Here is a 25,317-nt window from a genome sequence, read left to right on the forward strand (position 1 = left end):
GCGGTTCGCGCAATGGTAGCGGTTCGTTGGAGCTGCCGCCGTGACCGAGGAAGTCATCCGGGTCGAGAAGCTGACCAAGATCTACCGCTCGGGCGAAGTCGACGTGTCGGCACTCAGCGGCGTGGACCTGTCGCTTGAGCGCGGCGAAATCGCCGTCATGCTGGGACCATCGGGAAGTGGCAAATCCACCTTGCTCAACCTTATCGGCGGTCTGGACAGGGCGACCTCAGGCCGTATCTGGTTCAATGGGACTGAACTCACGGAGGCGAGCGATCGGGCGCTGACGCGCTACCGCCGCGAGCACCTCGGCTTTGTCTTCCAGTTCTACAATCTCATCCCGAGCCTGAGCGCCTTGGAAAATGTCGCGCTCGTCACAGAGATCGCCCCGGAGCCCATGGCGCCGGACGAGGCGTTGGCGATGGTCGGCCTGAAAGACAGGATGCACCATTTCCCGGCGCAACTCTCCGGCGGCGAGCAGCAACGCGTCGCGATTGCGCGAGCCATCGCCAAGCGTCCGGAACTCATGCTTTGCGACGAGCCGACCGGGGCCCTCGATTCCAAGACCGGGATCATCGTTCTCGAGGCGCTGACCCGGATCAATCGCGACATCGGAACGACGATCGCGATTATCACCCACAACGCCGTGATCCGTGCGGTCGCCGATCAGGTCTTCACTTTCAAGGACGGGAGGATCGCTGACCATCAGCGCAACGCAAGCCGCCTGGAAGTGTCGCAGGTGAGTTGGTAGATGGCAGTGCTCGACCGCAAGCTCGTCCGCGATCTACGGCGCATGTGGATACAGGTGCTTGCCGTTGCGCTGGTGATGGCGTGCGGGGTCGCGACCATCGTTCTCTCGATCGGCGCCTATCGCTCGCTGGAGGAAACGCGAAGCGCCTTTTACGATCGCTACCGCTTCGCCACCGTCTTCGCCCATGCCACGAGGGCACCGCTCTCGCTGAAGGCCGACTTCGCAGGTCTGGACGGCGTCGCGGCGCTGGACCTGCGGATTTCAAGAACCGCCATTCTCGACATGGAAGGGATGCGAGAGCCGGCCTCCGCGACCGTTCTCTCGCTGCCGGCGAGCGTCGAAGGGCCGGTCAACCGGCTTTATTTGCGTGCCGGGCGGTGGCCTGAGGCGGAAAGCGACGAGGCCGCCGTGCTCGCGAGCTTCGCCGAAGCGCACGCGCTCGTGCCCGGCAGCCACTTCGCTGCGATCCTCAATGGCCGCAAGCGGCGGCTGACCGTGACGGCGATCGTCCTGTCGCCGGAATTTGTCTATGCGCTCGGTCCGGGAGACATGGTGCCGGAAGCCCGTCGCTTCGGCGTCATCTACTTGCCGCGGGACGATCTCGAAGGGCTCTTCGGCATGCAAGGGGCGTTCAATGATCTCGTTCTGCGCACCCAGCGCAACGCCCAGCTGCCAGAGATCATCGACCGCATCGACGATCTGCTGGCGCCTTATGGCGGCACCGGCGGGATCGAGCGAAAGGATCAGACGTCGCACGCGTTCCTTGATAACGAACTGGTGCAACCGCGCCCATGGCGACCGTCATTCCGCCGGTGTTCCTCTTCGTATCGGCGTTTCTGGTCAACATGATCCTCGCGCGCCTCATCGCACTGGAGCGCGAGCAGATCGGGTTGATGAAGGCGGTCGGCTATGGAGCACCGGCCGTGGCCTGGCATTATGCCAAGATGACGCTTGCGATCGGTCTCGCCGGTATCGTCATCGGAGGTGTCGCCGGCACGCTCATGGGGCGTGGGCTGACCAGGCTCTACGGCGAGTTCTTTTCCTTTCCATTTCTCGTATTTCGCCAAAGCGCCGACTTGTACGTCGTCTCGGCTGCCGTGAGCGGCGTTGCCGCCCTTGGCGGTGGCGCGCAGGCAATTTGGAGCGTGCTGAGACTGCCGCCTGCGGTGGCGATGCAGCCCCCGGCACCCACGGTCTATCGCCGGGTGATCGGCGGGCGCCTAAGCCGGATGATGTCGCAACTCGCCCTGATGGCGCTGCGCCATCTGTTGCGCTGGCCGCTGCGGTCGGGCCTCACCACGCTCGGCACGTCGTTCGCCACCGCCTTGCTGGTGACGGCGCTATTCTCGTTCGATTCCGTGGCGAATATGGTCGAAAACGTCTTCTTCCGCACCGAAAGGCAGGATGCGACGCTGATCTATTCGGGCGAGCGGACAGGCACATCGGCAGGGGAAGTGGCGCGTCTGCCCGGTGTCTTGAGGGTGGAGAGCTTCCGCGCGGCGCCTGTCACGCTGACCAATGGACACCGCCAGCGCAGGCTGCTCATCGCAACGGTCGCCCCGGATGCCGATCTGGTGCGTGTGCTCGATCGTGATCTTAATCCCGTGGTGCCGCCGCCCACGGGACTGACCCTTTCCGAACGCGTCGCCTCCATCCTGCATCTGTCAGTCGGCGACCTCGTCCAAGCCGATTTCCTGGAGTATCCAGGACGCACGGTCGCGCTCCCCGTGGTCTCGGTGGTACAAAGCTATGTCGGACTGGCCGTGTTCATGGCGCCCGACGCCCTCGACCGTACCATCGGCATGGGCCCCCGAAGAACCGGCGCGCGCGTCGCGCTTGATCACACGCGGCTCGGTGATTTTTATGCCGCGGTCAAATCGACGCCCGCCATCGGATCGGTGGCGCTGCAGATCGAGGCGCGCCGCAAGTTCAAGGAAACCATCGAACGCAACATCGCCATCATGACGACGGTCTATGTCAGCCTTGCGGTGATCATCACGTTCGGCGTGGTCTACAACTCCGCGCGCATTCATCTGTCGGAACGCGCGCGTGATCTCGCCAGCCTCAAGGTGCTGGGCTTCACCAATGGCGAGGTGTCGACCGTGCTTCTGCTCGAGCTCGCCATCATCGTTCTCCTGGCGCAGCCACTCGGCTGGGCGCTGGGATCGGGCTTCGCCTGGAGCGTCGTGCGCGGCTTCGAAAGCGATCTTTTCCGCATCCCCTTTGTCATCGACCGATCGACCTTCGCCATCGCGAGCCTCGTGGTGCTGCTGATCGCTGCTCTTTCGGCACTGGTGGTCCGGCTGCGCATCGACAGGCTGGATCTGGTCCGCGTTCTGAAGACGAGGGATTGAGCGATGCGCAAACGCTGGCCGACACGGATCGTCTATGGGCTTGTCGGGCTCGGTCTTGCCGGTGCCGCATGGTGGGCGCTTCGCGAGCAGCCGGTGCAGGTGGATGTCGCCATCGTCAGGCAGGGCCCAATGGAAGTGCTGGTTCGCGAGGAGGGCGTCACGCGCGTGCGCGATGTGTATACCGTCTCTGCGCCCATCGCAGGTCACCTTGCCCGCGCGACGCTCCAAGAGGGCGATCGTGTGGAAGCGGGCAAGACGGTCGTGGCTGCGATCCATCCTCTCGATCCGCCGCTCATCGACCTTCGGTCCGAAGCCGAACTGCGATCGGCCCGCGAGGCAGCGATTTCCGCCGTTCGAATCGCGGAGGGCGATCTGCGGCGCGCAGAAACGGCGCTGAAGCTCGCCGAAGACGAAGAGGCAAGGGCGCTGAAGCTCTTCCGGCCCGGTGTCATTTCCGAAAGCGCACTGGAGCGCTTCACCAACGAAGTCGCGCTCGAAAAGGCGGCGGTAGAGGCTGCGCAGGCGATGGTTGCCTTGCGTCGTGCGGAATTGTCGAGCGCCGAGGCACGCCTCACGCAACCGACAGCCACGCGAGCAGACGAGGGGTGTTGCATGGAGCTGCGCGCACCCGTGTCGGGAACGGTGCTGGCCATCCATGCCCGAAGCGAGCAGGCAGTCACGCCAGGGGCGCCGATCCTGGATGCCGGCGACACCGCCAATCTCGAAATCGTCGTCGATCTCCTGACAGATGACGCGGTGCGTATCAAAGCTGGCACCAGGGCCCGCATCGTCGGTTGGGGAGGGCAGGAACACCTGCCCGCTGCGGTGCGGCGGGTCGATCCGGCCGCTTTCACCAAGGTGTCCGCGCTAGGCATCGAGGAACAGCGGGTTCATGCGATCCTAGATCTTGAGCGACCGGAGCCCCGTCTCGGACACGGCTTTCGCGTCGTCGCCGAGATCGTGGCCTGGGAGTGTCCGCGATGCCTTCTGCTCCCCATCAGCGCGCTCTTCCGCGTCGGCGACCACTGGCAGGTCTTCCGCCTCGCGGACGGCAGGGCGCAAGCAGCCGATGTTACCGTCGGCCGCATGAACGAAGAGGTCGGCGAGGTGATTGGCGGACTTCAGGCAGGTGACGAAATCGTGCTTCATCCGACCGATGCGCTCTATGACGGACGAATGGTCGAGATGCGCGATTAAGCGTTCCTTCTCGGCGGCCGTTGATTGAGATCAAGGCAGAACGGTTCGACTGACGACAAGGTGGTCACGTTTAAGGGACGCCTATGCCGCGCAAAGTCCTCATCATCGTCGGTCACCCCGACCCCAATCCCCAGCGGTTCTGTCGCGCGCTGGCTCAGTACTACGCTGAGGGTGCGCGAAGCTGCGGACATCTTGTCCGGGTAATCGATATCGCAGCGTTGGATTTTCCGCTGCTGCGCTCCGCGGCAGAGTTTGAAGCCTCTTCTCCGCCGCCGACCCTGGTGGACGCCGCTCGGGCAATCCAGGACGCCGACCACCTCGTCTTCATCTTTCCCCTCTGGCTCGGTACCATGCCAGCGCTGCTGAAGGGCTTCCTCGAACAGGTGATGCGGCCAGGATTGGCCTTCGCCTATCCTGAGAAAGGCAAGCCGGGCTTCGCAAAGACCTTGCTCGACGGCCGCAGTGCCCGGGTGGTGGTGACGATGGGGATGCCAGCGCTCTTCTACCGCTTTTGGTATCTCGGCCACGGCATTGCCGGCTTCAGGCGCAACGTGCTCAGCTTCGTCGGGATCAAGCCCGTACGGGAGTCGTTGTTCGGCATGGTAGACGGCGTGAGTGTCCAGAAGCGCAAATCCTGGTTGGTCGCAATGAGGAAGATGGGCGAAACGGCCAGCTGAAGGAAAACCGCTTGTGGTCGAATTGCTTCACTATTCCAGTCTTCGATCTGGAACGTTTCCGGACGGTTGGCCCAAATCTCCAACGATTTCCTGAGCTTAATGAGCTTAACAATCGAGACCGGAACGCTGCCGAACCTGAGAGTGCACTATCTCAAACCTGACCTGTGGCCTGTCGCTCCGATCTCCACCCGTGCCCGCGGATGGTTTGAAGGGCTGCCCGATCTTACGAAGCGGTGCCAGCGGCGGTCGAAACAGATGTTCGCGGGGGGCAACAAATTGACTCTTGCGGCGCGGAGCCAGGGCCTGCGGATGTAATATGTCTGGCCGCTTGCGGTGTCCGGCTTTAGCGCCGGGCTGCCGGCGACACGAAGGTCGTACGCGGTATGTTGGCCGGTCGCCCGACGGGCTGACCGATGCGTCAGGCCAGGGTGATGCGGTCCTCAACGGCCGTCACGCCCGGCGCCGACCATGCGGCGCGTTCAGCGGCCTGCCGGTCGGTCCACACTTTCACATGGCCCTCCAGCGTCACTCTTCCGTCGTGAACGTCGACCCGGATCGTTTGGGCCTCCAGTTCGGCATCGCGCTTGAAGACATCCTCGATGCGCTTCTTGATGTCGGTCGCCTCCGCCCGTGGCTTTCCCGCGACCGCGGCGCGGTCGGCCTGCGGTCGAGCGCCGTCGAAGCGATTCTTCAAAGCAGCCTAAAAAACCGGCGCTCATGCGCCGTCTGCGACGTACCGGCCATTGACGCGCGTCAAGGCGGTCGAAACTGGCTGTGAGATGCTTCTCGAAGTTGCAGGCGCAAAGTCGGAGCGTGTCGTGAAACAACTTCCATGGATAAGCGCGAGCGGGGCGCTGCTTTGCCTGGGTCTGCTTGTGGCTGGGGCCGCGCACGCCCAGGAGGGTCCCATCGATGTCGGAGGTGACAGGTTCATTTCGATGTCGTCGGTGGACACAAGCGCCGGCAGCACGCGCGACATGTTCGCTGCCGGATTTTCGACGCGGGTGAGCGCCCGCGTGGAAGGCGACCTCCATGCGATCGGCTTTGATGTGGAACTGGATGGCCCGGTGGGCGCCGACCTCTATGCGGCCGGATTTTCGGTCGAGATCGACGCCCCGGTCGGCTCCGACCTGACCGCTTCGGCGGGTGATCTGGAATTGAGATCGGGCGCTGAAGTCGAGGGAAACGCCCGCATAACGGCTGGCTCGGCGCGGTTGGACGGCCCGATCGCGGGGAGTTTGATGGCAACCGCCGGATCGCTGCAACTGAACGGCACGATCGCCGGCGATGCGCACCTGGCCGCAGGAGCCATAGCCTTTGGCAAGGAGGCACGGATCGGCGGCACATTGACCTATTCCGCGCCCAAGCCGATCGACATCCCGTCGAGCGTGGTACCCTCCGAGCGGGTGCGCTATGAAAAACTTTTGCCAGGCATGATGGACGAGATGCGGAGCCGTCTCCACGAGCCTTTTCGCGAGATCTGGCCATCGATCCTCAGCGTTCTCGCCTTTTTCGTGCTGACGATCGCGTTCTTGGTTCTCGTCGCGGCGATTGCCCATGCATTCGCGCCGCGCACCACCGACACACTCCGTGCTCAGACGGTACGCCACCCGTTTCGTTCGATCCTTCTCGGGGGCCTCGGCCTTTCTATGCTGATCGGCCTCATCCCGGTCAGCGCAATGACGCTGGTCGGTATTCCCTTGATCCCGATCGTGGTCCTGTCGATCCTGGTGGTGTGGGTGGTCGGCTATCTGCTGGGCGTCCACGCGCTGACCTGGAGCATCGCTCACGCCTTCTCGTCGGCGCCGACTCGGCCACTGGGCCAGCTTTTCCGGCTGACGATCGGCCTGATCTGTTTGGCGCTCCTCAATTTCATCCCATTTCTCGGATGGCTCGCCAATCTGACCGTCATCTTCCTTGGGCTCGGCGCCCTCATGCAATATGGCGCGGAGCGGGTAAGCCGCGCGCCAAGCGAGACTGCGCCAGGTGAGCCAACCTGACGGCCACCGATGTCATTGGGCATCGGAAAAAGTGCAGCGCAAGCGACGAGCTTTGACGGCGATCAATGCCGCTTTCCGTGCGTTCGCAGACAATCTCACCATCAGCGGCGGATATCCGCCGCGTCACGATATTGGAGACGAGTATCATGGCTGAAGCCGCTACAAAAATGCCTGTCAAAACCGAAAAGACTTCGGTTCCCTCCAATGAAAACGACTGGATGCCCTTCGACAGCCTGCGCCGCGAGATCGACCGGCTGTTCGAGGACTTCAGGCCGTTCGGATGGCCGTTGCCGACGCGCCGCTCCTCCTTCGCCATGGACATTCCAAGGGCGACGGATGGCTGGTCGATGAACCCGGCCTTCGATTTCGTCGAGAAGAATGCGGTATACGAGATCACGGCGGAATTGCCGGGCATCGATGAAAAGAACATCGAGATCAAGCTCAGCAACCACCTGCTCACCATACGAGGTGAGAAATCGGAATCGAAGGAAGAGAAGGACAAAGATTATTTCCTGTCCGAAAGGCGCTTCGGGTCGTTTCAACGCTCCTTCCGTGTTCCGGAGGGCGTCGATACCGACAGGATCGATGCGAATTTCTCCAAGGGCTTGCTGACACTTCATCTTCCCAAATCAGCCGAGGCACGAAACGCGGAGAAGAAGATTGAAGTCAGGGCCTCCTGATCGACAATCGATTGTTGGCTTTGCGGAGGAGTTCAGCGGAACGATCGCGCGTGACCTTCATCGTTCCGGGCTCGTCCGGGTGCACCTCAATCCTGAAGCCGATCTTTCGGCACATGGCGAGCATTTGGTCATTGTCGGAAAGGAGGCCCTCGATCCGCCCCGTCTTCTCGGCGCGTGCATGGTCGATGAGATGGTGTCCTGTGGCGGGGGGATAGCGGACCGTGTCTCTTGGCGAATGAACCAGAGCCCCGGCAGCGTCGGAAGCCAAAGCGTGAAGCCTCGTGGAATGAGCGTTGCGGCAATTGCCGGCTCGAGATCGCTTCCCATGGAATGCAGCAGGCCTACGCAGGCGCCCTCGAAGAAGCCAAGCCCGAGAGGGACTGGTGAAAATGTCGCAGCGACGCTCGCGAGGCCGAAGCTAAGAATGCCGCTTCGAGGGCGAATGAGAGGCCAACGGCTCTTCCCGCGGCGAAAAGCGTCAGGACGTGGCAGCCAAATATCGCAGTCTGAAACAGAAAAGTCTCCGTCAGAAGCCGGACGTCTAGAAGCAGGCGACGATCCGCTTGGCTGATAATGGATTCGATCCGTGACCAAGGGCTGGCGCTGTCGGCTTCTGACCGCCATCCACCGCGGGCCAGCAGGATCGCTGCGGCAAGGGAAAGCACTGTAAGCGCGGTGACGAACAGAAGCATGAGGGACCGCCGAGATTGTTCCAAGTGACGGTCCAGCACCAGCAGGAAACTGAATGAGGCGACGGTTGCATAGGTTGCGTAGCAGGAGATTCCTTCGACCACCATGCAGCTGCTGACAAGTGATGGCGGAACCCTTCGCCGCTTCAGGCCATGCGCCACGAGGACGGTACCGGAGACTTGGCCTTCGATTTCCCGATGTTCACCAATCCGCCCAATCCCTGGGCTTGAGCCATGCTGCGCGAAATCAGAAGCCAGATGCCGAAGAAGATCAGCGTCGGTGCCACCCAGGACGCGAGAGTGGTCAACCAGTTGCTGTCGGAGCCGCCGGGCGACGTCGACACCGAGGCTTTCAAAGATCTCGGCTGCCGCCGGATCGACGCGTTGCGCCACAAAGCAATCGCGGCCGTTTATCGGGCTCCTGAACTGACCCTCGATCAGCGTTTCGGTGATGGTGACATTGACAATCTTGCCTTCTTTGGCGTCCTGAACAGCTTGCGAGTATGTGAGTTGCGCCACATCGCGCGAACCCAGCCAAGCCTGGAAGAGGAGGAGCAGCGCGAACGCGACGATGAAATATCCGAGGTTGAACGTCCACTTCCGATCCATATCGAGACCCGCCGCTTGCCCCGCGGCGAGGCTGGCCGCGACGTTCGCCATCAAGCAGAGGCGGGAGCGAACATGCATTGACCCTCGTCGATCGGAGACGCGATGTCATGGGCGATCCATCTCGGAACGGACCCATCCTTGCGCTTGTCGGACATCCGCATACCACGTCGACGCCCTGGCAAGAACAGCGGGATCGGACCGTGCGCGGACGAGATGTCGGCAAGACCAGGCGGGCTCGACGTGTTGCTCCCAGTGGGCCGAGCTATCGGCAGTGCAAGAGGTCGGAGGCGGGCATGGGTGCCGAAATGAAGCGGCCTTGGGAATGTCTGGCAGATGCGTCGAAGGGAAGTCACTCGGGCGATCCGATAAAGAGCAAGGAGCTACCCCATGAGCCGCCTATCGCATTCGGAAATTCACATGGTGCATCGCATCGGCTGGCTGCGGGCGGCCGTTCTGGGAGCCAATGACGGCCTTGTCTCGACGGCGAGCCTGGTCGTCGGTGTCGCCGCGGCGGGGTCTGGAAAGCCGGAGGTCTTGGTCGCCGGGCTCGCCGGCCTTGTGGCGGGTGCGATGTCTATGGCGGCAGGCGAGTATGTGTCTGTGAGTTCCCAGACCGATGCGGAGCAGGCCGATCTTGCACGAGAAACGCGCGAACTGGCGGAGATGCCCGAGGCGGAGCTCGAAGAGCTTACCCGGATCTATGTCGACCGGGGGCTCGATCGTGACTTGGCGGAAAAGGTGGCCACTCAGCTGACCGAGCGCGATGCGCTCGGAACGCATGCTCGCGACGAACTCGGTATTTCCGAAACCGTGACAGCCCGCCCGATCCAGGCGGCCCTGGTGTCGGCCCTCACATTCGCAACGGGTGCGGTCGTTCCGCTGATTGTCGTTCTATTGGTGCCGGCAACATCGATCGGTTTGTGGGTGGCGGTGTCGACGATCGTCGGTCTCGCGCTGCTTGGTGGTTTGGGTGCCTCCGCCGGCGGCGCAGGTGTCCTGTGGGGCGCTCTGAGGGTCACCCTTTGGGGCGCCCTCGCAATGGCTGCGACCGCCGCTGTCGGAGCCTTGTTCGGTGTCGCGGTGGGTTAGCGAGCCGAAGCTGCTAGGGTGGGAGAGATGTTGCCTCTGCGCCGCCGTCGGGTTTGCGCCGAACGATTCCATTCCCAGATTGCCCGAGAAGCCTCGCTTTTCGGTGTGTCTCTCATCTGTTTTGGATGCGCTTGATCGCTTACGAGCTGGGGCGCGGGTGCCGACCGGTCACGGCTTCATCGCCATATTTGACACGCATCAACGAAACGCGTGGACGGTCCTGCTAGTCCAACGCTGCGTCATCAGCCGATGACGTCTGTTCAGATCATGGAGTGAACCATGAGAGCGTTGAATGTCTTCACCTTGCTGCTGGTCATCCTGGGTAGCTTGAACTGGGGCCTGTTCGGATTGTTGCACATCGACCTGGTGGCTGACACCTTCGGCGGAGATTCCAACCTGTCGCGCCTGGTCTATGTCTTGATCGGCCTGGCCGCCATCTGGCAGCTGATCCCGCTGTTCAACAGCTTTGCCATGGACGAGGCAGCTGCCGAACGCGGCCATTCGATACGCTGAGGTCCAGGCTTAAGTTCAGGCGGACGTGAGCAAAAGAAACCGGCGGCGTGCTCTGCATAACGGCACACCTTAGGTTTGTGTTTGTATGAGCGGCGATGGCAGCCCAAGGTGCCATCGCCCCCGCCGACTGTTTCCACATCAGGATGACACATCATCCTCGCGTTGTTGGGACTCTGTTGGCCCTTTGCCGCATGAAATGGAATTCGAGCTGATGGTCGTCGCGCACGCCAGAGCATGACCATGCACTTTCCGCAGCCTCGCGGATTTGTTCCGGTCGAAGACGGAAATATCGTGCCAAGGCTTGATGGGACAGTCCGAGATCCGCCAGAGCGGAGATTGTCACGGCTGGGCAGGGGCCAAGCGCCGAATTCTGTGTTCGTGGGGTCATGCGATGGTCCTCACATCATTGTTCGTCAAGAGGATTGGGCTTGCAGGGCCAAACCCTGAGCAAGTGAGCCATCATCGTCATTGACCTGGATCAACCAAGAGCTCGGTAGAACCGCGTATGCTTGCGCATCATCAGGCCCACTGGAAGGTTCCATGGGCGAGGGAGACGTAACCTGGGGAACCAGAACCTGACCAGGGAGTATTAAGATGTCCAACGCATCCATTGGACTGCCCAAGCATTCCAAGACATCTGCGGCTGAATTGCCGCCTTTCATGATCGGCACCCAGAAATTCGCGGTCACGGCGATGCGGCTGCAGGCTCAGGCCTTAAAGGCCAGTGTGCGCTATCAGATCGAACTTCTGAGCTTCTTCAAGCATCGTTGCGAGAAGGATCTGAAACTGGTCGACGACCTGGTCGAAAGCGACGAGCTGACCGAGGCCTTCGACGTCATGAGCGCCTTCCTGCAAGGCGCCGCCGACGAATACGCGACCGAAGCGAGCCGCTTCGCGACGCTCGGGTCAAAGCTCGCTGCCGATACCGCAAAGCGGGTGCGCAAGGAAACCGATGGCGCAACTGAGGATTTTGCTGCCCGCACGATCAGCTAGCCGACATGGCGAGAAGCGTCGCGCGCGCCCGGCGTCGGCCATCGCCGCGTTCAAAAGATATGCATGCCGGCCGGCGGTCCGTCCGGCCGGTGGACTATCCCCAAGGGTCAGGCAATTCCGGCGGCGCGCTCGTCCATCTTCAGGGCTAACTCGTCGGGATCAACAGCGCCATCATCGGCCCCGCTGGTGGCAATGTCGGGACCGGCTTCGCCATCCCCATCGACATGGCGAAGCTAGTCATGCGCGAACTCATCGATCGGGGCGAGATCGAGCGCGGCCAGCTCGGAGTTACCATCCAGGACGTGACGCCGGACCTCGCGGAGGCTCTCGGTCTTGACCGGCCCGAGGGCGCGCTGGTCAACCAGGTGGCAGCCGGCTCTCCGGCGGAAACGGCCGGCATACGGGCCAGCGACGTCATCGTGGGCGTCGATGGGGAGCCGGTGGGCAGGGTGGCCGATCTCAAACTTCACATGGGGCTGGCCCGGATCGGCTCGCAACTGCAGAGCTACCTCGTCCGCAATGGTGATACAATGCAATTGACAGCCGAACTGACGAAGCCAGCCGATCAGCGACTGAGCGTTCCTGCCGACGTGCCGCTGCTGGCCGGCGTGGTGTTGGAGGCGACGGATACGGGTCCCTCCGATGCAGCAGGCGTGCGCGTTGCGGACATCGATCCTGATGGTCCCGCAGGTCGTGCCGGTCTCTCGGTCGGCGATGTCATCGTCAGCGTCGACCAGCAGCCCGTCGATGCGCCCAATGAGGTTCTGTCGATCGCGCGCTCCAGCCCGAATGCCTTGCTGCTGCAGGTCATGCGCGACAGCGGCATGATCTTCATCGCAATCGTCTGAGGGGCGCGGGGTCAGAAGTTCAGCTACTTGCTCAGAGATTGGAGGAAACGGTCATGAACATCGAAAAAGCGATGCACAAGGGAGCGACCTGGGTGTCACCGGACACGCCGATCACCGAGATCGCTGCGATGATGAAGAAGGACGACATTGGCGCGATACCCGTGGGCGAGAACGATCGGCTCATCGGCATGATCACCGACCGGGATCTCGTGCTGCGGGCGCTGCCGAACGGGCGCGATCCCGGCAAGTTGAAGGCGCGCGACGTGATGACCAAGGGCATCGTCTACTGCAAGACGGATCAGAGCATCGAGGATGCGATCCATTTCATGGAGGACAAGAAGGTGCGGCGTTTGCCCGTGATCGACAAGGACAAGCGGCTCGTCGGCATGCTGTCCCTCAGCGATGTGTCTCACCACGCAAGCCGGGAGCTTTCGGGCGAGCTCGTGAAGGCTGTTGCCTCGCCGCACATGCACTGAGCTTCGGTCGCAGCTTCATGCGACGGACCGGGGCCGTCGTCCCGCCCCGGCCTGGTGCCCATGCGGATTATCGCAGCGATCGTTGTTGATCGCCGTCGATTTTGCTCAAGACCGCAGCCCTTCAAAGTTGTATGATGATCATGGCTTGGGTGGCAGATCAGACGTCGTTCTGACGGATGAGGGCGTTATGAGCAGCCACAACCCTTTCACCAATGTCACAGCTCTTCATCGTTGCACAAAGGTGAAATGCGGCTTTTGCTCCGGGCTGTCACCGGAGGCCAGGCATGAACTGTCGAAGCTGGCGCGGATCAGATCATACCGTGCGGGCCAGACCATCGTCGCCCAGGCCGAAGAGGTGCACATCATCGGGACAGTTCTCGAAGGCGTCGTCCGGGCGAACAAGACGCTGCGCGACGGTCGACACCAGATCGTCGGCCTGCTGTTGCCGTCGGATGTCTTTGGACGGCTCGACGGCGCAACATCGCGTGTCAGCCTCGAGGCTGCGAGCGATGCCAATGTATGCTCCTTCAAGAGGCAGCCTTTCGAAAGCCTCATGGACCGATTTCCAGAAATCGAGCGCCGAATGCTCCTCGCTGTCTCCGACCAGCTCGATGCTGCCCAAGATTGGATGCTGCTGCTCGCGACGCAGAGCGTCCTCGAACGCGTCGCAACGTTTCTGCTGATGTTCTGTGCGAGGGACGCGGGCGACCGGGGCGCACTCGACATCCCCGTCAGCCGCCGGGACATGGCCGCCTATCTGGGAACGACGGTCGAGTCGGTCAGCCGTGCCATGCAGGCCATGAAAAGAGCCGGCATACTCGAGGGCAGTCACTCCAGGCACATCGAGGTCACGGATTTTCGCCGCCTCGCTAGCTTGTCGCAACATGAACCTGAGCAGCTCGGGATCGCGTCAAGACTGCCGAATATCGGGCAGAACCTTCACACTAGCCGATAGCCCCTGCGACGCCCCGCCGGCATTGTTTCCTTGGGATCGTTCGAGTCATGAGCGAAATGAAGATGAAGACAGCTGATGGGGAAACGGAACTTCGAGTGTGGGTGAACGCCGTCTGAGCAAGAATAATTCTTCTCCTATTATCTCCCTGTGCCTCGACCGCAAACCTTGCTGCAACCCGAAGAAGATACGCCCTTGGCGCCTCGCATAATGATTTCGCTCAATGGCGGATAAACGAGGCGTTTTCGCAGGTCGATCGCCGAAACCTGCCAGTCTCCTAATCACCCTGTCGCAGTCCTTGGCGTGTGCTCAACGAGCGAGGTTCGGAAATAATATGCCGAGGCAGATTCGGGGCCGATTCCCGACCTTCCGCTATTGGGCGGCGAGGCCCGAATAGCTGCCATCATGCGCAGGCAGATCTTGATGGTCTCTTGCGATTTCACGTCGGCCGTTCAGATATTTGCGTCCGCGCCCTGAAAGCTGTCGCTGATTTGCCGTCGGACAATCGCCCTTTATGACAGGGTGCGGCGGCCAAATATCTCCGACTGAACCACTCCCAGCTTGGTGCATCCCAAAGCACTTTCGGCGGGTGCGAACCGCATAACGATCTTTCATGTCGTCAAGCACTGGCTTTTGACGGTAACTAAATCGCTGGTGGCCAATATTGTGCTTACGGCTTTCGGCGACGTCGCGGAAAGAGCTTTATAGATAAGTTTCGTGCGAAAGAATTTGGCCAGTCCGCGCGGATCCCGCCCCGAGTTCGCCGCCACACCTCAAGACTGATTTGGTTTTGCTTGAACAGTCGGCTTCTGCCGAGATCGAGACTTGAGGGGCGTCGCGTCGGGGCAGAAAAGTGCATATTGATCGCAGGCAGCTTAGCCGCGGCTTTCCGGAGTACTCGCTAAGGTAAGGGATAGATCGTTCCAGACGTCTTGTCGGCGGATGCGTTCTGCCTCAACCTCGAAGCGATCGATGAAGCGGGCTCCCTCAAAAGGGCTGCCGTCGAGGCGTTCGCCGTTCAGCGTCCCGGTAACGAAGACGGTCGTGACGGTGCCGCGATAGCTCTCGTCGACGGTCTCGATCGTCTTGCGCACAAAGCGGTAGCGCGGTGCCGCAAATGTGACGAGCTCTTCGAGCTTCGTCAACGCGGTGCCATGGCTGGGGCCTGGAAAAACCATCTTGAAATCCGGATGGAGATGGCGGCGTGCGGCTTCGAGATCGCGGTCTTCCATGAGACGAAGAAAGTGAAGGACGATGTCGCTTGCCGGGCGCAATGCTTCACCTGGCGTTCTGGGCACTCGGCCGCGCATGTAGTTCGTTGCGTCGACCTCATCGAACGCCACGGTGACTGCATCCAGCGGCGCCTTGAGCGTGGCGGCGACGGCATCCGTCAGCCGCTCGGCGAGCCTGACCCGTACCTCTTCCGAATACCCCCGTATCAGCGTCGTGCGAACAATCGGCATGAAAATCGGCTCCCGACGAAATTTTGATGCTTGTCATAATGATATATTGTTATATCAATAGTCAACGACAGCAGCTTGGATGTTTTTCGGTGGTCAGTCGCACAGAGATCGATGAGGCACATGGGCGGAAGCCGGCGACAGCGTCGTCCCGCCGCTCGCGCATCGATCCGGCCTCGCGTGTGCCGCTTTACCACCAGATCCTGGTCATCCTGCGCAATCAGATCTTTTCCGGCGAACTGCAGCTTGGGGCTGTGTTGCCTGGAGAGCAGGAGCTGGCCGAGCTCTTCAATGTCTCCCGGATTACCGCCAAGCGCGCTCTCAATGAACTGGCCGATGCGGGTCTGGTCGTACGCGAGCGTGGCCGTGGGACCCGCGTATCCGATACGCCGCCACCGCCTACGCTGAAGACGTCGGTCGAGGGGTGGTTCGAGAACATATCGCTGATGGGCGTTGCGACCGACGTCGCGGTCCTGGAATTCGACTATGTGCCTGCCAGTCCCGATGTGGCGCAGGCGCTGTCAATTCCGGCGGGAACGACCGTGCAGCGGACGGTGCGCGTGCGCTATCTCGACGGCGAGCCGATGTCGCACCTCCTGACATTCGTTCCCGAGGATATCGGGCGCTCGTTTGATCGCGACGAGATGGGAAATTTCGCGCTGCTCACGCTTCTGGAGCGCTCTGGCGTGAAGGTGGCGGATGCGCGCCAGACGGTGTCAGCTGCGCTGGCCGAGCCTGATATCGCAAGCGCGCTTTCGATCCATGCCGGATCAGCGCTCATCGATGTCAAGCGTGTGGTGCGAGACACGCGCGCCCGGCCAGTCGAATACATCCGCGTGCTTTACCGGCCCGACAAGTATCAGTTCGAAATGAACCTGAAGCGCGTTCACAAGCGCGAAGGCATGCATTGGCAGTCGGAGACGCCGAACATGCCGCCCGAGATCGCCCCAAACAATAAAAACAACCGGGGCTGAAGAGAAGCAAACCTGCCAGAGAGGACAACAACCATGACCAAGAAGACACCATTCAGCATCAAGCGCCGCACCTTCATTGCGGGATCAGGCGCAGCGGCCCTTGCCGCCGGCGTAACGGGGTTTCCGGCCGTGCTGCGCGCGCAGGCACCTGATCCGGTCCGCATCGGCCTCGTGCACCCCGTTACCGGGTTCATTGCCTTTTCGGGCACCCAATGCCGCGCTGGCGCCGAACTGGCCATCGCCGATATCAATGCGGCCGGTGGCATTCAGTCGCTCGGCGGCGCGCAGCTCGAAGCGATGCTGGCCGACAGCCAGGGCCGGCCGGAACTTGGCGCATCGGAGACCGCGCGCCTGATCGAAGGCGGCGCAGTCGGCATCGTCGCCGGCTTTTCCTCTGCCATTTCGCTGGCCACCACGCAGGAAGCCGCCAAGACAAACACGCCGCATGTGGTGGATGTCGGCGTCGCCGACGACATCGTCAATCGCGGCCTGACGAACACCTTCCGCTTCGCGCCCGGCTACGGCGCCGTGGCGCAGTCGGCCGTCGCCCGCCTGGATGAGATCAACAAGGCGGCGAACAGCCCTGCGAAGACGGCTGTCATCATCCACGAAGAATCGCTCTTCGGCACCGGTACCGCCAATCTGATGACTGAAGAACTGCCGAAGATCGGCATCGAAGTCCTGTCCGTCATCCGGCACGCGAACCCGACGCGCGACTTCACCAACATTGCGCTCCAGCTGCGTTCGCTGCAGCCCGATCTCATCATCCCGGCGAACTACTACAACGAATACGTGCTCCTCGCGCGTACGCTTCGCCAACAGCGCATCGAGGCCAAGGGCATCTATTCGGTTCTGGGCGGCGCAGCCTCCAACGTGCAGTTCGTCCAGGAATTCCCGGAAGCTGCTGAGTTCATCATGGATTGCAACCACTGGTACGATCCGAACTCGGAAGTAGCGCTGCAGCGCCGTGCAGCTGCCGAGGCCAAGAACCTTTTCTACACCTACGAAGTGTTCTGCGCCTACAACGCAGTCGCCTTCCTGGCGGACGCGATCGAGCGTGCTGGCTCGACTGAGAAGGAAGCGGTCATCGAGGCGCTGAACGGTTCGACCTGGGACAATCACGGCATGCCCTATGGCCCGACGGAGATCGTTAACGGCCAGAACCAGGGCGCGCAGGCGGTGAACACGCAGGTGCAGAGCGGCAGGATCGAGGTCGTTCTGCCAGCCGAGTTCGCTTCGGCGGAAGCGGTCTTCCCAATGCCTTCGGCTGGCTAAACGCCAATTCGCCGATAGTGCGGGGCGGCAGCGCCGTCCCGCGACCATCTCCCGCTCATCCTCCACGCACTGGAAAGGTGTCATGGTCGATCCGGTCATTCTCATTCCGTCGCTGATCAACGGCCTCACGACGGGCGCGCTCTACGCGCTCGTCGCGCTCGGCCTGACGCTGATCTACGGCGTTCTCCACATCATCAATTTCGCGCATGGCGCGCTTTTGATGCTGGCACTCTTCGGCGTCTTCTTCCTGAACCAGATATTCGGGATCGATCCCTACTGGGCACTCCTCATCGTGCCGCCGGCAATGTTCGTGATCGGTTACGGCCTGCAGCGCGGCATCATCGGCAAGGCGAGCCACGGTCGTGACGAGAACATCCTTCTGGTGACGCTCGGGCTCTCGATCATCATCGAGAACATGTCGCTCTACTTCTTCCGCTCCGACACGCGGACGGTGGACACGCCGTATTCCTTTGAGGTGGTCGAGTTCGCCGGTGCCTTCCTGCCGCTGCCGAAGGTCATCGCTTTCTTCGGTGCCCTTATCACGGCCGGCCTTCTCTGGGCCTTCATGTCCAGGACCGACCTTGGTCGAGCCATTCGTGCGCTTGCCAAGGAGCGCAAGGGCGCACGCCTCGTCGGCATCAATGTCGATCATGTCTTTGCCATGAGCTTCGGCATCGGCATCGCCTGTCTCGGCGTCGCCGCCTGCCTGCTGATGCCGAGCTACTACGTCAACCCGCAGGTCGGTTACGGCTTCGTGCTGATCGCCTTCACGACAGTGGTGCTCGGCGGCATGGGATCCTTCGTCGGGGCCATGATCGGTGGTCTCATCATCGGCGTCGTCGAAGCGATGGGTGGTCTCTTCCTGGGGGATAGCCTCGGCCAGTTCGGCATCTTCGCCATCTTCATCCTCATCCTTCTCTTCCGCCCCACCGGGCTTCTCGGACACAAGGCGTAAGGCGGCATGATCAATCGCAACCAACTCCTGACGCTCCTCATCGTCTTCGCTATCATCGGCACGGCGCCTTTCTGGATCGCGCGTGAATCAACGCTCAACACCGTCATCCTGATCCTCTATGTCGCGCTGCTGGGCCAAGCCTGGAACATCCTCGGTGGCTATGGCGGCCAGTTCTCCTTCGGCCATGCAGCCTTCTTCGGTACGGGCGCCTATTCCGTCGCCGTCCTGCAGCTGCAATACGGCATCAATCCCTGGATCGGGCTCTTCATCGGCGGGCTGCTCGCCATGGGCGTTGCGCTCTTCATCGGCTTTGCGAGCTTCCGTTACGGTCTACGCGGCTCCTATTTCGCGCTGGTGACGCTCGCTTTTGCCGAGGTGCTGCGCATCCTGTCGAATTCCGTCTCGTTCACGGGGGGAGGGGTCGGCATTCTGATCCCGCTCAGCCGTGATCCGGCCAACATGCAGTTTGCCAACAATGTCGGCTATTTCTGGCTGATCTGGGCCCTTTGCCTTGCCTGCTTCCTGACCGTGTGGTGGCTCGGACGCTCGCGCTTCGGCGCATGGCTGCAGGCCGTACGCGACAATGAAGACGCGGCACGCGCGCTCGGGGTCGATGTCTTCGCGACCAAGATGAAGGCGGCGGCCCTGTCCGGCTTCTTCTCCGGCCTCGCGGGCGTCTTCTACGCCCAGTTCTATCTCTATCTCGATCCCGCGATTGCGTATGGCTCAGCCGTGTCGATCGAATCCCTGCTGGTGCCGATCATCGGCGGCATGGGGACACTTTTCGGCCCGCTCATCGGTGCAGCCGTTACCCATCTGCTTGCGGAGACGACCCGTCACTTTGTCGGCGACGTGCCGGGGATCGCGCTCGCGATCTATGGCCTGCTGCTCATTCTCGTCGTCATGTTCCTGCCGCGCGGCCTGATCAGCATCTTCGGTCGCATCGGTGGACTGTTCGGATCGCGGAGGGCAGCCGATGCTTGAGGTCAACGGGATCACCAAATCCTTCGGCGGGTTGAAAGCCGTCGATGGCGTGTCGCTCTCAGTCAAGCAGGGCAGCCTCGTCTCGCTCATCGGACCCAATGGCGCCGGCAAGACGACGTTCTTCGCATTGATCACCGGTTTCCATCGCCCGGACGGTGGCACGGTCCAGTTCGATGGCAAGAACATCATGGGTGCCAAACCAAGCGATATCGCGCAGGCCGGCATGGTGCGCACATTCCAGATCGTCCAGCCTTTTGCAGGCCAGACGGTGCGTGAGAACATCGCCGTCGGCGCGCATCTGCGCCACGCGTCACGCCGGGATGCGCTGGATCGCGCTGCCGAAGTGGCTGAAAAGGTAGGGCTCGGCGACAGGCTCGATATGGATGCAGCAAGTCTCACGGTTGCTGGTCGCAAGCGGCTCGAAGTCGCTCGTGCGCTCGCAACAGATCCAAAGCTCGTTCTTTTCGACGAAGTCCTTGCCGGTCTCAATCCGAGCGAGATCCGCGACGTCATCCCCGTCATTCGGGCGGTGCGCGACAGCGGCGTGACCATCTTGCTGATCGAGCACGTCATGCAGGCCGTGATGCAGCTTTCCGAATACACCTGGGTGCTTAACCAGGGACGACTGATTGCCGAGGGACCGCCGCGCGCGGTCGCGGCGGACAAGGCCGTCATCGAAGCCTATCTCGGCCCAGGCATGGCCGCGCGGCTCAGCGCCCAGGCAAAGAAGGAGCCGGCTCATGCCTGACGCTGCAATCGTTGAACGGCCGTTGCCAACGGCCTCGACCGAGACTGTTCTCAGCGTCAAAGGGCTTCGAGCCGGCTATGGCGCAGTAGAGGTCCTACGCGGCATCGATATCGAGATCCGCAAAGGGCAGATCGTCGCGCTGCTCGGGTCGAACGGTGTGGGCAAGACGACATTCAATGCCGTTGTGTCGGGTCTGATCAAACCCTGGTCCGGCGACGTCGTCTTCAAGGGAAGCAAACTCCCCGGCGGACGGGCGGAGGCTGCAGTGGATGCAGGGCTCAGCCTTGTGCCGGAAGGGCGCTTGATCTTCCCGAACATGACGGTCCACGAGAACCTCGTGCTTGGCAGCTATCGCCGGGGACGCGCCAATCGTGACGCCAATATCGACAAGGTGGTCGGCGTCTTCCCGCGGCTCAAGGAGCGTTTTTCCCAAAAAGCAGGCACGCTTTCGGGTGGCGAACAACAGATGCTGGCGATCGGCCGAGGCATGATGGCGGAGCCGAGATTGCTCATCCTCGACGAACCGTCTCTTGGACTGTCTCCGCTTCTGGTCGAGGAGATGTTCAATCTCATCAAGCGCCTGAACGAAGAGGGTCTGACAATCCTGCTCGTGGAGCAGAACGTCGTTCAGTCGCTTGAAATCGCGGATCATGGATTCGTGCTCGAGAATGGCGCGATCAGCCTTTCCGGATCGGCCCAAGAACTGATGGACGATCCCGACCTCCAGCGGTCCTATCTGGGAATCTGAGAGATGCCTCAAAGTCTTGCACAGAAGATCATTGCGCGTGCATCCGGACGCAGCCATGTCGAAGTGGGCGATGTGGTGACGGCTCGGGTCGATCTCGCCATGATCCACGATTCCGGCGGGCCGCGCCGGGTCGAGCCGATCCTCAAGCGTCTTGGTGTCGGCCTTTATGACAAGGACAAGGTTGTCCTCGTCTCCGACCATTACGTGCCTGGCGACACGGAAGAGGGCGCTGCAATCCTGCAACTGACCCGCCGCTGGGCAGCCGAGAAGGGCGTGACCTTCTATGATGGCGAAGGCATTTGCCACGTCGTGCTACCTGAGAGAGGGCATCTGAAGCCTGGAATGTTCGTCGTCGGCGGTGACAGCCACTCGCCGACCGGTGGCGCCTTCGGTGCCTACATGTTCGGTATCGGCGCGACAGAGATGGCAGGTGTGCTGGCAACCGGCGAGATCTGGATCAAGGTGCCGGAGACGATCCGCATCGAGTGGTCCGGAACGCTCGGGCCGCGCTTGATGGCCAAGGACATGCTGCTTGCGATGTGTGGCCGGCTCGGCATGGATGGCGGACGCTATCAGGCCATCGAATATGCCGGCGAAACTGTCCGCGGGCTCGGCATGCAGGAGCGGATGACGCTCTCCAACATGGCCGCCGAACTGGGGGCCCAGGCGGGTCTGATTGCTCCTGATCAAACGACGATGGCGTGGCTAGCCGAGCATGGCGCGACCGATTTGCCCGATCCGGCGCACTGGCAACCGGATCTTGATGCGGTTCCGGACGAGCTTCACCGGTTCGATGCGGAGACACTCGTGCCCCAGGTTGCCGCGCCCCATTCTCCCGCCAATTCGGCCCCTGTCGATGAATACGAGCCGACGGACATCGACGTCGCCTATATCGGCGCCTGTACCGGGGCGAAATACACCGACCTCAAGGCGGCCGCCGATATCCTTCGCGGGCGCACGCTTGCAAAGGGCGTCGAGCTTCTCGTCGCACCGTCGTCGAAGCGCGACCAGGATCGCGCCGCCGACGAGGGCATCATGAAAGTACTCGAAGATGCTGGGGCAAAGGTGCTGCCGAATGCCTGCGGTATCTGCGCGGGCTATGGCTCGGCGCGTCTCGGCGAGGACGTGACGTGCATCTCGACGACGGCGCGCAATTTCCGTGGCCGCATGGGCGCGAAGTCGTCGAAGGTCTATCTCGGTTCACCCTATACGGTTGCCGCTTCCGCTCTCGCCGGGCGGATCGTCGATCCGCGCGAGGTCGGGGCATGACAATGGTTGTCCCCCGTCACCGTGCCTTCGTTTTCGGCAACGACATCGATACCGACGCCCTTGCCCCTGGCCAGTACATGGGCGGCGGTATCGAGGCGCTCGCCGCCCATTGCCTCGAGGCTGTGGACCCTGACTTCGCATCATCCGTGCAGCCGGGCGACATCGTCGTCGCTGGCAAGAATTTCGGTATGGGCTCGTCCCGGGAACAAGCCGCGCAGGCACTCCGCCATCTTGGCGTTGGCGCAGTCGTCGCGCGATCCTTTGCAGGCATCTTCTATCGCAACGCGATCAATCTCGGTCTTCCCGTGTTCATCGCGACGGGAGACACCTCCATGCTCCGTCCCGGCGACGCGGTTGAAATCGATATCGATGGCGCGGCGCTTCTCACGCAAACCGGGCGGATCGCGCTCGAGCCGCTGCCCTATTTCCTCCTGGACATGATCGCCGATGGCGGCCTCGTTCCTCATCTCGAAAAGCGGTTCGCCGCAAGCGCCAGCCCGAAGGAGACTGCATTATGACGCGCCTCAAAGCGCGCCTCGCAGAGCAGCGCATCGTCGTCGCTCCAGGCATCTATGATGGATTGTCTGCGCTCGTCGCCGAACAGTCCGGTGCCGAGGCGATCTATCTGTCGGGCGCTTCGCTCGCCTACACCCGTTTCGGCCGACCCGATATCGGGCTCGTTTCGGTCAGTGAGGTGGCCGATGCGGTCGGCGCCATCTGCGAGCGGGTTTCGCTGCCGCTGATCGTCGATGGCGACACAGGCTTCGGCAATGCACTGAATGTGCAGCGCACGGTGCGCATGTTCGAACGCATGGGCGCTGCCGCAATCCAGATTGAGGACCAGACGATGCCCAAGCGGTGCGGGCATCTGAACGGCAAATCGCTGGTGTCCACCGGCGAGATGGTCGGCAAGATCAAGGCTGCGGCCGATGCACGTCAGGACGAGCATTTTGTCGTTATCGCGCGCACCGACGCGATCGGTGTCGATGGGTTCCAGGCTGGGCTCGACCGCGGCGCGGCCTATGCGGAAGCGGGTGCCGATGTCGTGTTCGTGGAGGCGCCAAGGTCGGTCGACGAGATGGAGTCCATCGTGTCCACCCTTGGCTCACGCGTTCCGCTGATGGCGAACATGGTCGAAGGCGGAAAGACGCCGACGCTGACAGCCAACGACCTGGAAGCAATCGGCTTTTCGCTCGTCATCTTCCCCGGCGGGCTGACCCGCGCGGTGGCACGCACGATGCGCGCCTATTTCGAGAGCTTGCTGGCGCACGGATCCAACGCGCCGTTCAAGCAGCACATGTACGATTTCGCCGGCATCAATGCCGTTGTCGGCACCGACGAGATGCTGGCTGCGGGTGCAGCCTATGACGAAAAGAGGTTCGAACCATGATCGATCCCGTTCTTCTCGCCATCCTCAAGGGACGGCTTGAACAGATCGCAGACGAGATGGATGCGACGCTGTTCCGCTCTGCGTTCAACCCCATCATCGCCGAGGCCCACGATGCTTCGCACGGCATCTATGATGCGGTCACCGGAGACACTCTGGTCCAGGGTAAGTCCGGGCTGCCGATCTTCGTCGGTGTCATGGCCTTTGCGGTCAAGGCGGTCATCGAGAAGGCAGCAAAATCCGGTGGCCCGAAGGACGGCGACGTCTGGATCTTCAACGACCCCTATGCCGGCGGCACGCATTTGTCCGATTTCAGGTTGGTGCGTCCCTTGTTCCGCGATGGCAAGGTATTCTGCTACCTCGCCTCGGTCGGCCATTGGCACGATGTCGGCGGAAACGTGCCCGGCAACTACAATCCGGTCGCGACGGAAAGCTTCCAGGAGGGGATGCTCATCCCGCCGGTCAAGCTCTACGACAGGGGCGAACTGCGCCAGGACGTCATCGATATCCTGTCGTCGAATTCACGCCTGCCCAACTCGCTCTTCGGCGATCTCAACGGCCAGATCAACGCGCTCGCGCTCGGCGTCAAGCGCATGGAGGAGCTTCTTGCCGACTATGGCGACGGCACAGTCGAGGCGGCGCTCGGCGAACTGAAGGCGCGCGCGGCCCAACTCATGCGGGCAGAGATCAAGGCACTTCCGCAGGGCACCGTCTCGGCTGAGGATTTTCTCGATAATGACGGCATTGTCGACGAACCACTGCGCATCGCGCTCGATCTCAAGATCGAAGGCGAGCGCATGGTGATGGATTTCTCCCGCTCGTCTCCAGCCTGCGCCGGCCCCGTCAACATCTCGCGCGCCACCACCATTGCCGCCTGCTATGTGGCGCTCAAGCACATCTTCGGCGACGTGCCCGCCAATGCGGGCGTGCTCGAGCCGGTCGAGTTCGTGATCCCCGAAGACAGCCTGCTTTCGGTGCGCGCGCCGAAGCCGGTTGGCGGTTATACCGAAACGATCCTGCGCCTGATCGACGTGGTCTTCCAGGCAATTGCGACGATTGCGCCTGAGCGGTCCAATGGCTGCGCCTATGGCACGATCAACGCATTGTCGCTCGCCGGCTATCGCGGTCCCGACAAGAAGCGCTGGGTCATGTTCTCCTTCTTCGGCGGCGGCCATGGTGGTCACCCGGAAGGTGATGGGTTGAACCACGGCAACGCGCCGATTTCGACAGCGACGATCCCGCCGCTCGAGATCCTCGAAGCGGCCTATCCGATCATGTTCACGCAATGGGGGCTGCGCCAAGATTCCGGCGGAGCCGGCAAGAGCCGCGGCGGACTGGGCGCCGTTTACGAGCTGGAGCTGCTGGAGGAAGAGGCTGACGTTTTCCTCTTCGGTGAGCGCGGTCGCTTTGCGCCGAAAGGCGTCGTCGGCGGCGGCGATGCGGCGCTCAATCGCTTCAGCTACGAGCAGACCGATGGCGAGAAGACCCCGCCCATGGCGTCCAAGATGGTCGGCATCAAGCTGAAGCGCGGCCAGAAGGTCAGGCTCGAGACGCCGGGCGGCGGCGGTTACGGCGATCCGGCGGAGCGCGATCGGGCAGCCATCGAACGTGACGTGGCACTCGGTTTCGTCAGCGAGGAAGCGGCCGAACGCGATTACGGTTTCCAGTCGAACAAGAAGGACGCGGCCTGAT

General features: G+C 62.0%; 27 protein-coding genes. 23 read left to right on the forward strand and 4 right to left on the reverse strand.

Annotated features, from left to right (window positions below; all coding sequences use genetic code 11):
* Positions 1–40: 40 nt before the first annotated feature.
* The 5 genes from D5400_RS11855 (at position 41) to D5400_RS11870 (ending at position 4,976) form a co-directional block, all read left to right on the forward strand.
* Entirely contained in the window at positions 41–748 is a 708-nt protein-coding gene (locus D5400_RS11855; protein WP_245451277.1) for an ABC transporter ATP-binding protein, read from the forward strand.
* Positions 749–1,597 carry an ABC transporter permease family protein gene (locus D5400_RS21555; protein WP_245451278.1) on the forward strand — a complete coding sequence of 283 codons (849 nt, stop codon included), beginning with the start codon at positions 749–751 and terminating at the stop codon, positions 1,595–1,597. It begins immediately after the preceding gene.
* Positions 1,540–3,102: an ABC transporter permease gene (locus tag D5400_RS11860; RefSeq protein WP_245451279.1), complete on the forward strand. Its 1,563-nt coding sequence runs from the start codon at positions 1,540–1,542 to the stop codon at positions 3,100–3,102. The genes D5400_RS21555 and D5400_RS11860 overlap by 58 nt, the downstream gene beginning before the upstream one ends.
* 3 nt (positions 3,103–3,105) lie before the next feature.
* Positions 3,106–4,299, forward strand: a complete 1,194-nt coding sequence (locus tag D5400_RS11865; RefSeq protein WP_126010209.1) for an efflux RND transporter periplasmic adaptor subunit — start codon at positions 3,106–3,108, stop codon at positions 4,297–4,299.
* 83 nt (positions 4,300–4,382) lie between these two features.
* Positions 4,383–4,976: an NAD(P)H-dependent oxidoreductase gene (locus D5400_RS11870; RefSeq protein ID WP_126010210.1), complete on the forward strand. Its 594-nt coding sequence runs from the start codon at positions 4,383–4,385 to the stop codon at positions 4,974–4,976.
* Between the two features lie 418 nt (positions 4,977–5,394).
* Here the strand turns inward: D5400_RS11870 and D5400_RS11875 are convergent, their stop codons facing one another.
* Entirely contained in the window at positions 5,395–5,670 is a 276-nt protein-coding gene (locus D5400_RS11875) for a BON domain-containing protein (RefSeq protein ID WP_126010211.1), read from the reverse strand.
* A gap of 244 nt (positions 5,671–5,914) precedes the next feature.
* Here D5400_RS11875 and D5400_RS11880 point away from each other — a divergent pair, with 244 nt between their 5' ends.
* A complete protein-coding gene (locus tag D5400_RS11880) occupies positions 5,915–6,976 on the forward strand; it encodes a DUF8173 domain-containing protein (RefSeq protein ID WP_126010212.1) in 1,062 nt (353 codons plus the stop codon).
* Between the two features lie 146 nt (positions 6,977–7,122).
* A complete protein-coding gene (locus D5400_RS11885) occupies positions 7,123–7,656 on the forward strand; it encodes an Hsp20/alpha crystallin family protein (protein ID WP_126010213.1) in 534 nt (177 codons plus the stop codon).
* A gap of 57 nt (positions 7,657–7,713) precedes the next feature.
* Here the strand turns inward: D5400_RS11885 and D5400_RS21860 are convergent, their stop codons facing one another.
* Together D5400_RS21860 and D5400_RS21560 are read right to left on the reverse strand one after the other, a co-directional pair.
* The gene (locus D5400_RS21860) at positions 7,714–8,100 is read right to left on the reverse strand and encodes a lysylphosphatidylglycerol synthase domain-containing protein (protein ID WP_425364925.1); all 387 of its coding nucleotides are present in this window, start codon (positions 8,098–8,100) and stop codon (positions 7,714–7,716) included.
* On the reverse strand, positions 7,998–9,032 hold the full coding sequence (locus D5400_RS21560; RefSeq protein WP_245451280.1) for a hypothetical protein: 1,035 nt from the start codon (positions 9,030–9,032) through the stop codon (positions 7,998–8,000). Before D5400_RS21560 ends, D5400_RS21860 begins: the two co-directional genes overlap by 103 nt.
* 309 nt (positions 9,033–9,341) lie before the next feature.
* On the opposite strand from D5400_RS21560, the gene D5400_RS11900 reads away from it, so the two are divergent.
* From D5400_RS11900 to D5400_RS11925, 6 genes are all read left to right on the forward strand, one after another.
* The gene (locus D5400_RS11900; protein WP_126010216.1) at positions 9,342–10,043 is read left to right on the forward strand and encodes a VIT1/CCC1 transporter family protein; all 702 of its coding nucleotides are present in this window, start codon (positions 9,342–9,344) and stop codon (positions 10,041–10,043) included.
* Between the two features lie 279 nt (positions 10,044–10,322).
* The gene (locus D5400_RS11905; RefSeq protein ID WP_126010217.1) at positions 10,323–10,556 is read left to right on the forward strand and encodes a DUF378 domain-containing protein; all 234 of its coding nucleotides are present in this window, start codon (positions 10,323–10,325) and stop codon (positions 10,554–10,556) included.
* Between the two features lie 594 nt (positions 10,557–11,150).
* Positions 11,151–11,549 (forward strand): phasin family protein, encoded by a 399-nt coding sequence (locus tag D5400_RS11910; RefSeq protein WP_245451281.1) that lies wholly within the window; start codon positions 11,151–11,153, stop codon positions 11,547–11,549.
* A 239-nt stretch (positions 11,550–11,788) separates the two neighbouring features.
* Positions 11,789–12,397, forward strand: coding sequence for a PDZ domain-containing protein (locus D5400_RS11915; RefSeq protein ID WP_164527873.1), 609 nt, complete (start codon positions 11,789–11,791; stop codon positions 12,395–12,397).
* 53 nt (positions 12,398–12,450) lie between these two features.
* Positions 12,451–12,873, forward strand: coding sequence for a CBS domain-containing protein (locus D5400_RS11920; protein ID WP_126010219.1), 423 nt, complete (start codon positions 12,451–12,453; stop codon positions 12,871–12,873).
* Between the two features lie 85 nt (positions 12,874–12,958).
* A complete protein-coding gene (locus tag D5400_RS11925) occupies positions 12,959–13,828 on the forward strand; it encodes a Crp/Fnr family transcriptional regulator (RefSeq protein ID WP_126010220.1) in 870 nt (289 codons plus the stop codon).
* Between the two features lie 872 nt (positions 13,829–14,700).
* On the opposite strand, the gene D5400_RS11930 is transcribed toward D5400_RS11925, so the two are convergent.
* Complete coding sequence (locus tag D5400_RS11930; protein ID WP_126010221.1) at positions 14,701–15,288, reverse strand: tautomerase family protein; 588 nt, start codon at positions 15,286–15,288, stop codon at positions 14,701–14,703.
* 89 nt (positions 15,289–15,377) lie between these two features.
* On the opposite strand from D5400_RS11930, the gene D5400_RS11935 reads away from it, so the two are divergent.
* The 10 genes from D5400_RS11935 (at position 15,378) to D5400_RS11980 (ending at position 25,316) form a co-directional block, all read left to right on the forward strand.
* Positions 15,378–16,259 (forward strand): GntR family transcriptional regulator, encoded by an 882-nt coding sequence (locus tag D5400_RS11935; RefSeq protein ID WP_164527874.1) that lies wholly within the window; start codon positions 15,378–15,380, stop codon positions 16,257–16,259.
* Positions 16,260–16,292: 33 nt separating this feature from the next.
* Entirely contained in the window at positions 16,293–17,534 is a 1,242-nt protein-coding gene (locus D5400_RS11940; RefSeq protein ID WP_126010223.1) for an ABC transporter substrate-binding protein, read from the forward strand.
* 82 nt (positions 17,535–17,616) lie between these two features.
* Positions 17,617–18,489 carry a branched-chain amino acid ABC transporter permease gene (locus tag D5400_RS11945; RefSeq protein WP_126010224.1) on the forward strand — a complete coding sequence of 291 codons (873 nt, stop codon included), beginning with the start codon at positions 17,617–17,619 and terminating at the stop codon, positions 18,487–18,489.
* A 6-nt stretch (positions 18,490–18,495) separates the two neighbouring features.
* The gene (locus tag D5400_RS11950) at positions 18,496–19,473 is read left to right on the forward strand and encodes a branched-chain amino acid ABC transporter permease (protein WP_126010225.1); all 978 of its coding nucleotides are present in this window, start codon (positions 18,496–18,498) and stop codon (positions 19,471–19,473) included.
* Complete coding sequence (locus D5400_RS11955; protein ID WP_126010226.1) at positions 19,466–20,221, forward strand: ABC transporter ATP-binding protein; 756 nt, start codon at positions 19,466–19,468, stop codon at positions 20,219–20,221. Before D5400_RS11950 ends, D5400_RS11955 begins: the two co-directional genes overlap by 8 nt.
* A complete protein-coding gene (locus D5400_RS11960; protein ID WP_126010227.1) occupies positions 20,214–20,969 on the forward strand; it encodes an ABC transporter ATP-binding protein in 756 nt (251 codons plus the stop codon). Before D5400_RS11955 ends, D5400_RS11960 begins: the two co-directional genes overlap by 8 nt.
* Before the next feature lie 3 nt (positions 20,970–20,972).
* A complete protein-coding gene (locus tag D5400_RS11965) occupies positions 20,973–22,238 on the forward strand; it encodes a 3-isopropylmalate dehydratase large subunit (RefSeq protein WP_126010228.1) in 1,266 nt (421 codons plus the stop codon).
* On the forward strand, positions 22,235–22,756 hold the full coding sequence (locus tag D5400_RS11970) for a LeuD/DmdB family oxidoreductase small subunit (protein WP_205665462.1): 522 nt from the start codon (positions 22,235–22,237) through the stop codon (positions 22,754–22,756). The genes D5400_RS11965 and D5400_RS11970 overlap by 4 nt, the downstream gene beginning before the upstream one ends.
* A complete protein-coding gene (locus D5400_RS11975) occupies positions 22,753–23,628 on the forward strand; it encodes an isocitrate lyase/PEP mutase family protein (RefSeq protein WP_126010229.1) in 876 nt (291 codons plus the stop codon). Before D5400_RS11970 ends, D5400_RS11975 begins: the two co-directional genes overlap by 4 nt.
* On the forward strand, positions 23,625–25,316 hold the full coding sequence (locus D5400_RS11980) for a hydantoinase B/oxoprolinase family protein (RefSeq protein WP_126010230.1): 1,692 nt from the start codon (positions 23,625–23,627) through the stop codon (positions 25,314–25,316). The genes D5400_RS11975 and D5400_RS11980 overlap by 4 nt, the downstream gene beginning before the upstream one ends.
* Position 25,317: the final 1 nt, after the last annotated feature.

Source organism: Georhizobium profundi, assembly GCF_003952725.1.
Taxonomy (GTDB): Bacteria; Pseudomonadota; Alphaproteobacteria; order Rhizobiales; family Rhizobiaceae; genus Georhizobium; species Georhizobium profundi.

Coding starts and splice junctions, on each gene's coding strand:
- D5400_RS11970 (WP_205665462.1), top strand. CDS start 22,235: ATGACAATGGTTGTCCCCCGTCACCGTGCCTTCGTTTTCGGCAACGAC.
- D5400_RS11870 (WP_126010210.1), top strand. CDS start 4,383: ATGCCGCGCAAAGTCCTCATCATCGTCGGTCACCCCGACCCCAATCCC.
- D5400_RS11865 (WP_126010209.1), top strand. CDS start 3,106: ATGCGCAAACGCTGGCCGACACGGATCGTCTATGGGCTTGTCGGGCTC.
- D5400_RS11860 (WP_245451279.1), top strand. CDS start 1,540: ATGGCGACCGTCATTCCGCCGGTGTTCCTCTTCGTATCGGCGTTTCTG.
- D5400_RS11960 (WP_126010227.1), top strand. CDS start 20,214: ATGCCTGACGCTGCAATCGTTGAACGGCCGTTGCCAACGGCCTCGACC.
- D5400_RS11930 (WP_126010221.1), bottom strand. CDS start 15,288: ATGCCGATTGTTCGCACGACGCTGATACGGGGGTATTCGGAAGAGGTA.
- D5400_RS11900 (WP_126010216.1), top strand. CDS start 9,342: ATGAGCCGCCTATCGCATTCGGAAATTCACATGGTGCATCGCATCGGC.
- D5400_RS11885 (WP_126010213.1), top strand. CDS start 7,123: ATGGCTGAAGCCGCTACAAAAATGCCTGTCAAAACCGAAAAGACTTCG.
- D5400_RS11920 (WP_126010219.1), top strand. CDS start 12,451: ATGAACATCGAAAAAGCGATGCACAAGGGAGCGACCTGGGTGTCACCG.
- D5400_RS11950 (WP_126010225.1), top strand. CDS start 18,496: ATGATCAATCGCAACCAACTCCTGACGCTCCTCATCGTCTTCGCTATC.
- D5400_RS11880 (WP_126010212.1), top strand. CDS start 5,915: ATGTCGTCGGTGGACACAAGCGCCGGCAGCACGCGCGACATGTTCGCT.
- D5400_RS11945 (WP_126010224.1), top strand. CDS start 17,617: ATGGTCGATCCGGTCATTCTCATTCCGTCGCTGATCAACGGCCTCACG.
- D5400_RS11940 (WP_126010223.1), top strand. CDS start 16,293: ATGACCAAGAAGACACCATTCAGCATCAAGCGCCGCACCTTCATTGCG.
- D5400_RS11975 (WP_126010229.1), top strand. CDS start 22,753: ATGACGCGCCTCAAAGCGCGCCTCGCAGAGCAGCGCATCGTCGTCGCT.
- D5400_RS11905 (WP_126010217.1), top strand. CDS start 10,323: ATGAGAGCGTTGAATGTCTTCACCTTGCTGCTGGTCATCCTGGGTAGC.
- D5400_RS21560 (WP_245451280.1), bottom strand. CDS start 9,032: ATGCATGTTCGCTCCCGCCTCTGCTTGATGGCGAACGTCGCGGCCAGC.
- D5400_RS11915 (WP_164527873.1), top strand. CDS start 11,789: ATGCGCGAACTCATCGATCGGGGCGAGATCGAGCGCGGCCAGCTCGGA.
- D5400_RS21555 (WP_245451278.1), top strand. CDS start 749: ATGGCAGTGCTCGACCGCAAGCTCGTCCGCGATCTACGGCGCATGTGG.
- D5400_RS11980 (WP_126010230.1), top strand. CDS start 23,625: ATGATCGATCCCGTTCTTCTCGCCATCCTCAAGGGACGGCTTGAACAG.
- D5400_RS11965 (WP_126010228.1), top strand. CDS start 20,973: ATGCCTCAAAGTCTTGCACAGAAGATCATTGCGCGTGCATCCGGACGC.
- D5400_RS11955 (WP_126010226.1), top strand. CDS start 19,466: ATGCTTGAGGTCAACGGGATCACCAAATCCTTCGGCGGGTTGAAAGCC.
- D5400_RS11910 (WP_245451281.1), top strand. CDS start 11,151: ATGTCCAACGCATCCATTGGACTGCCCAAGCATTCCAAGACATCTGCG.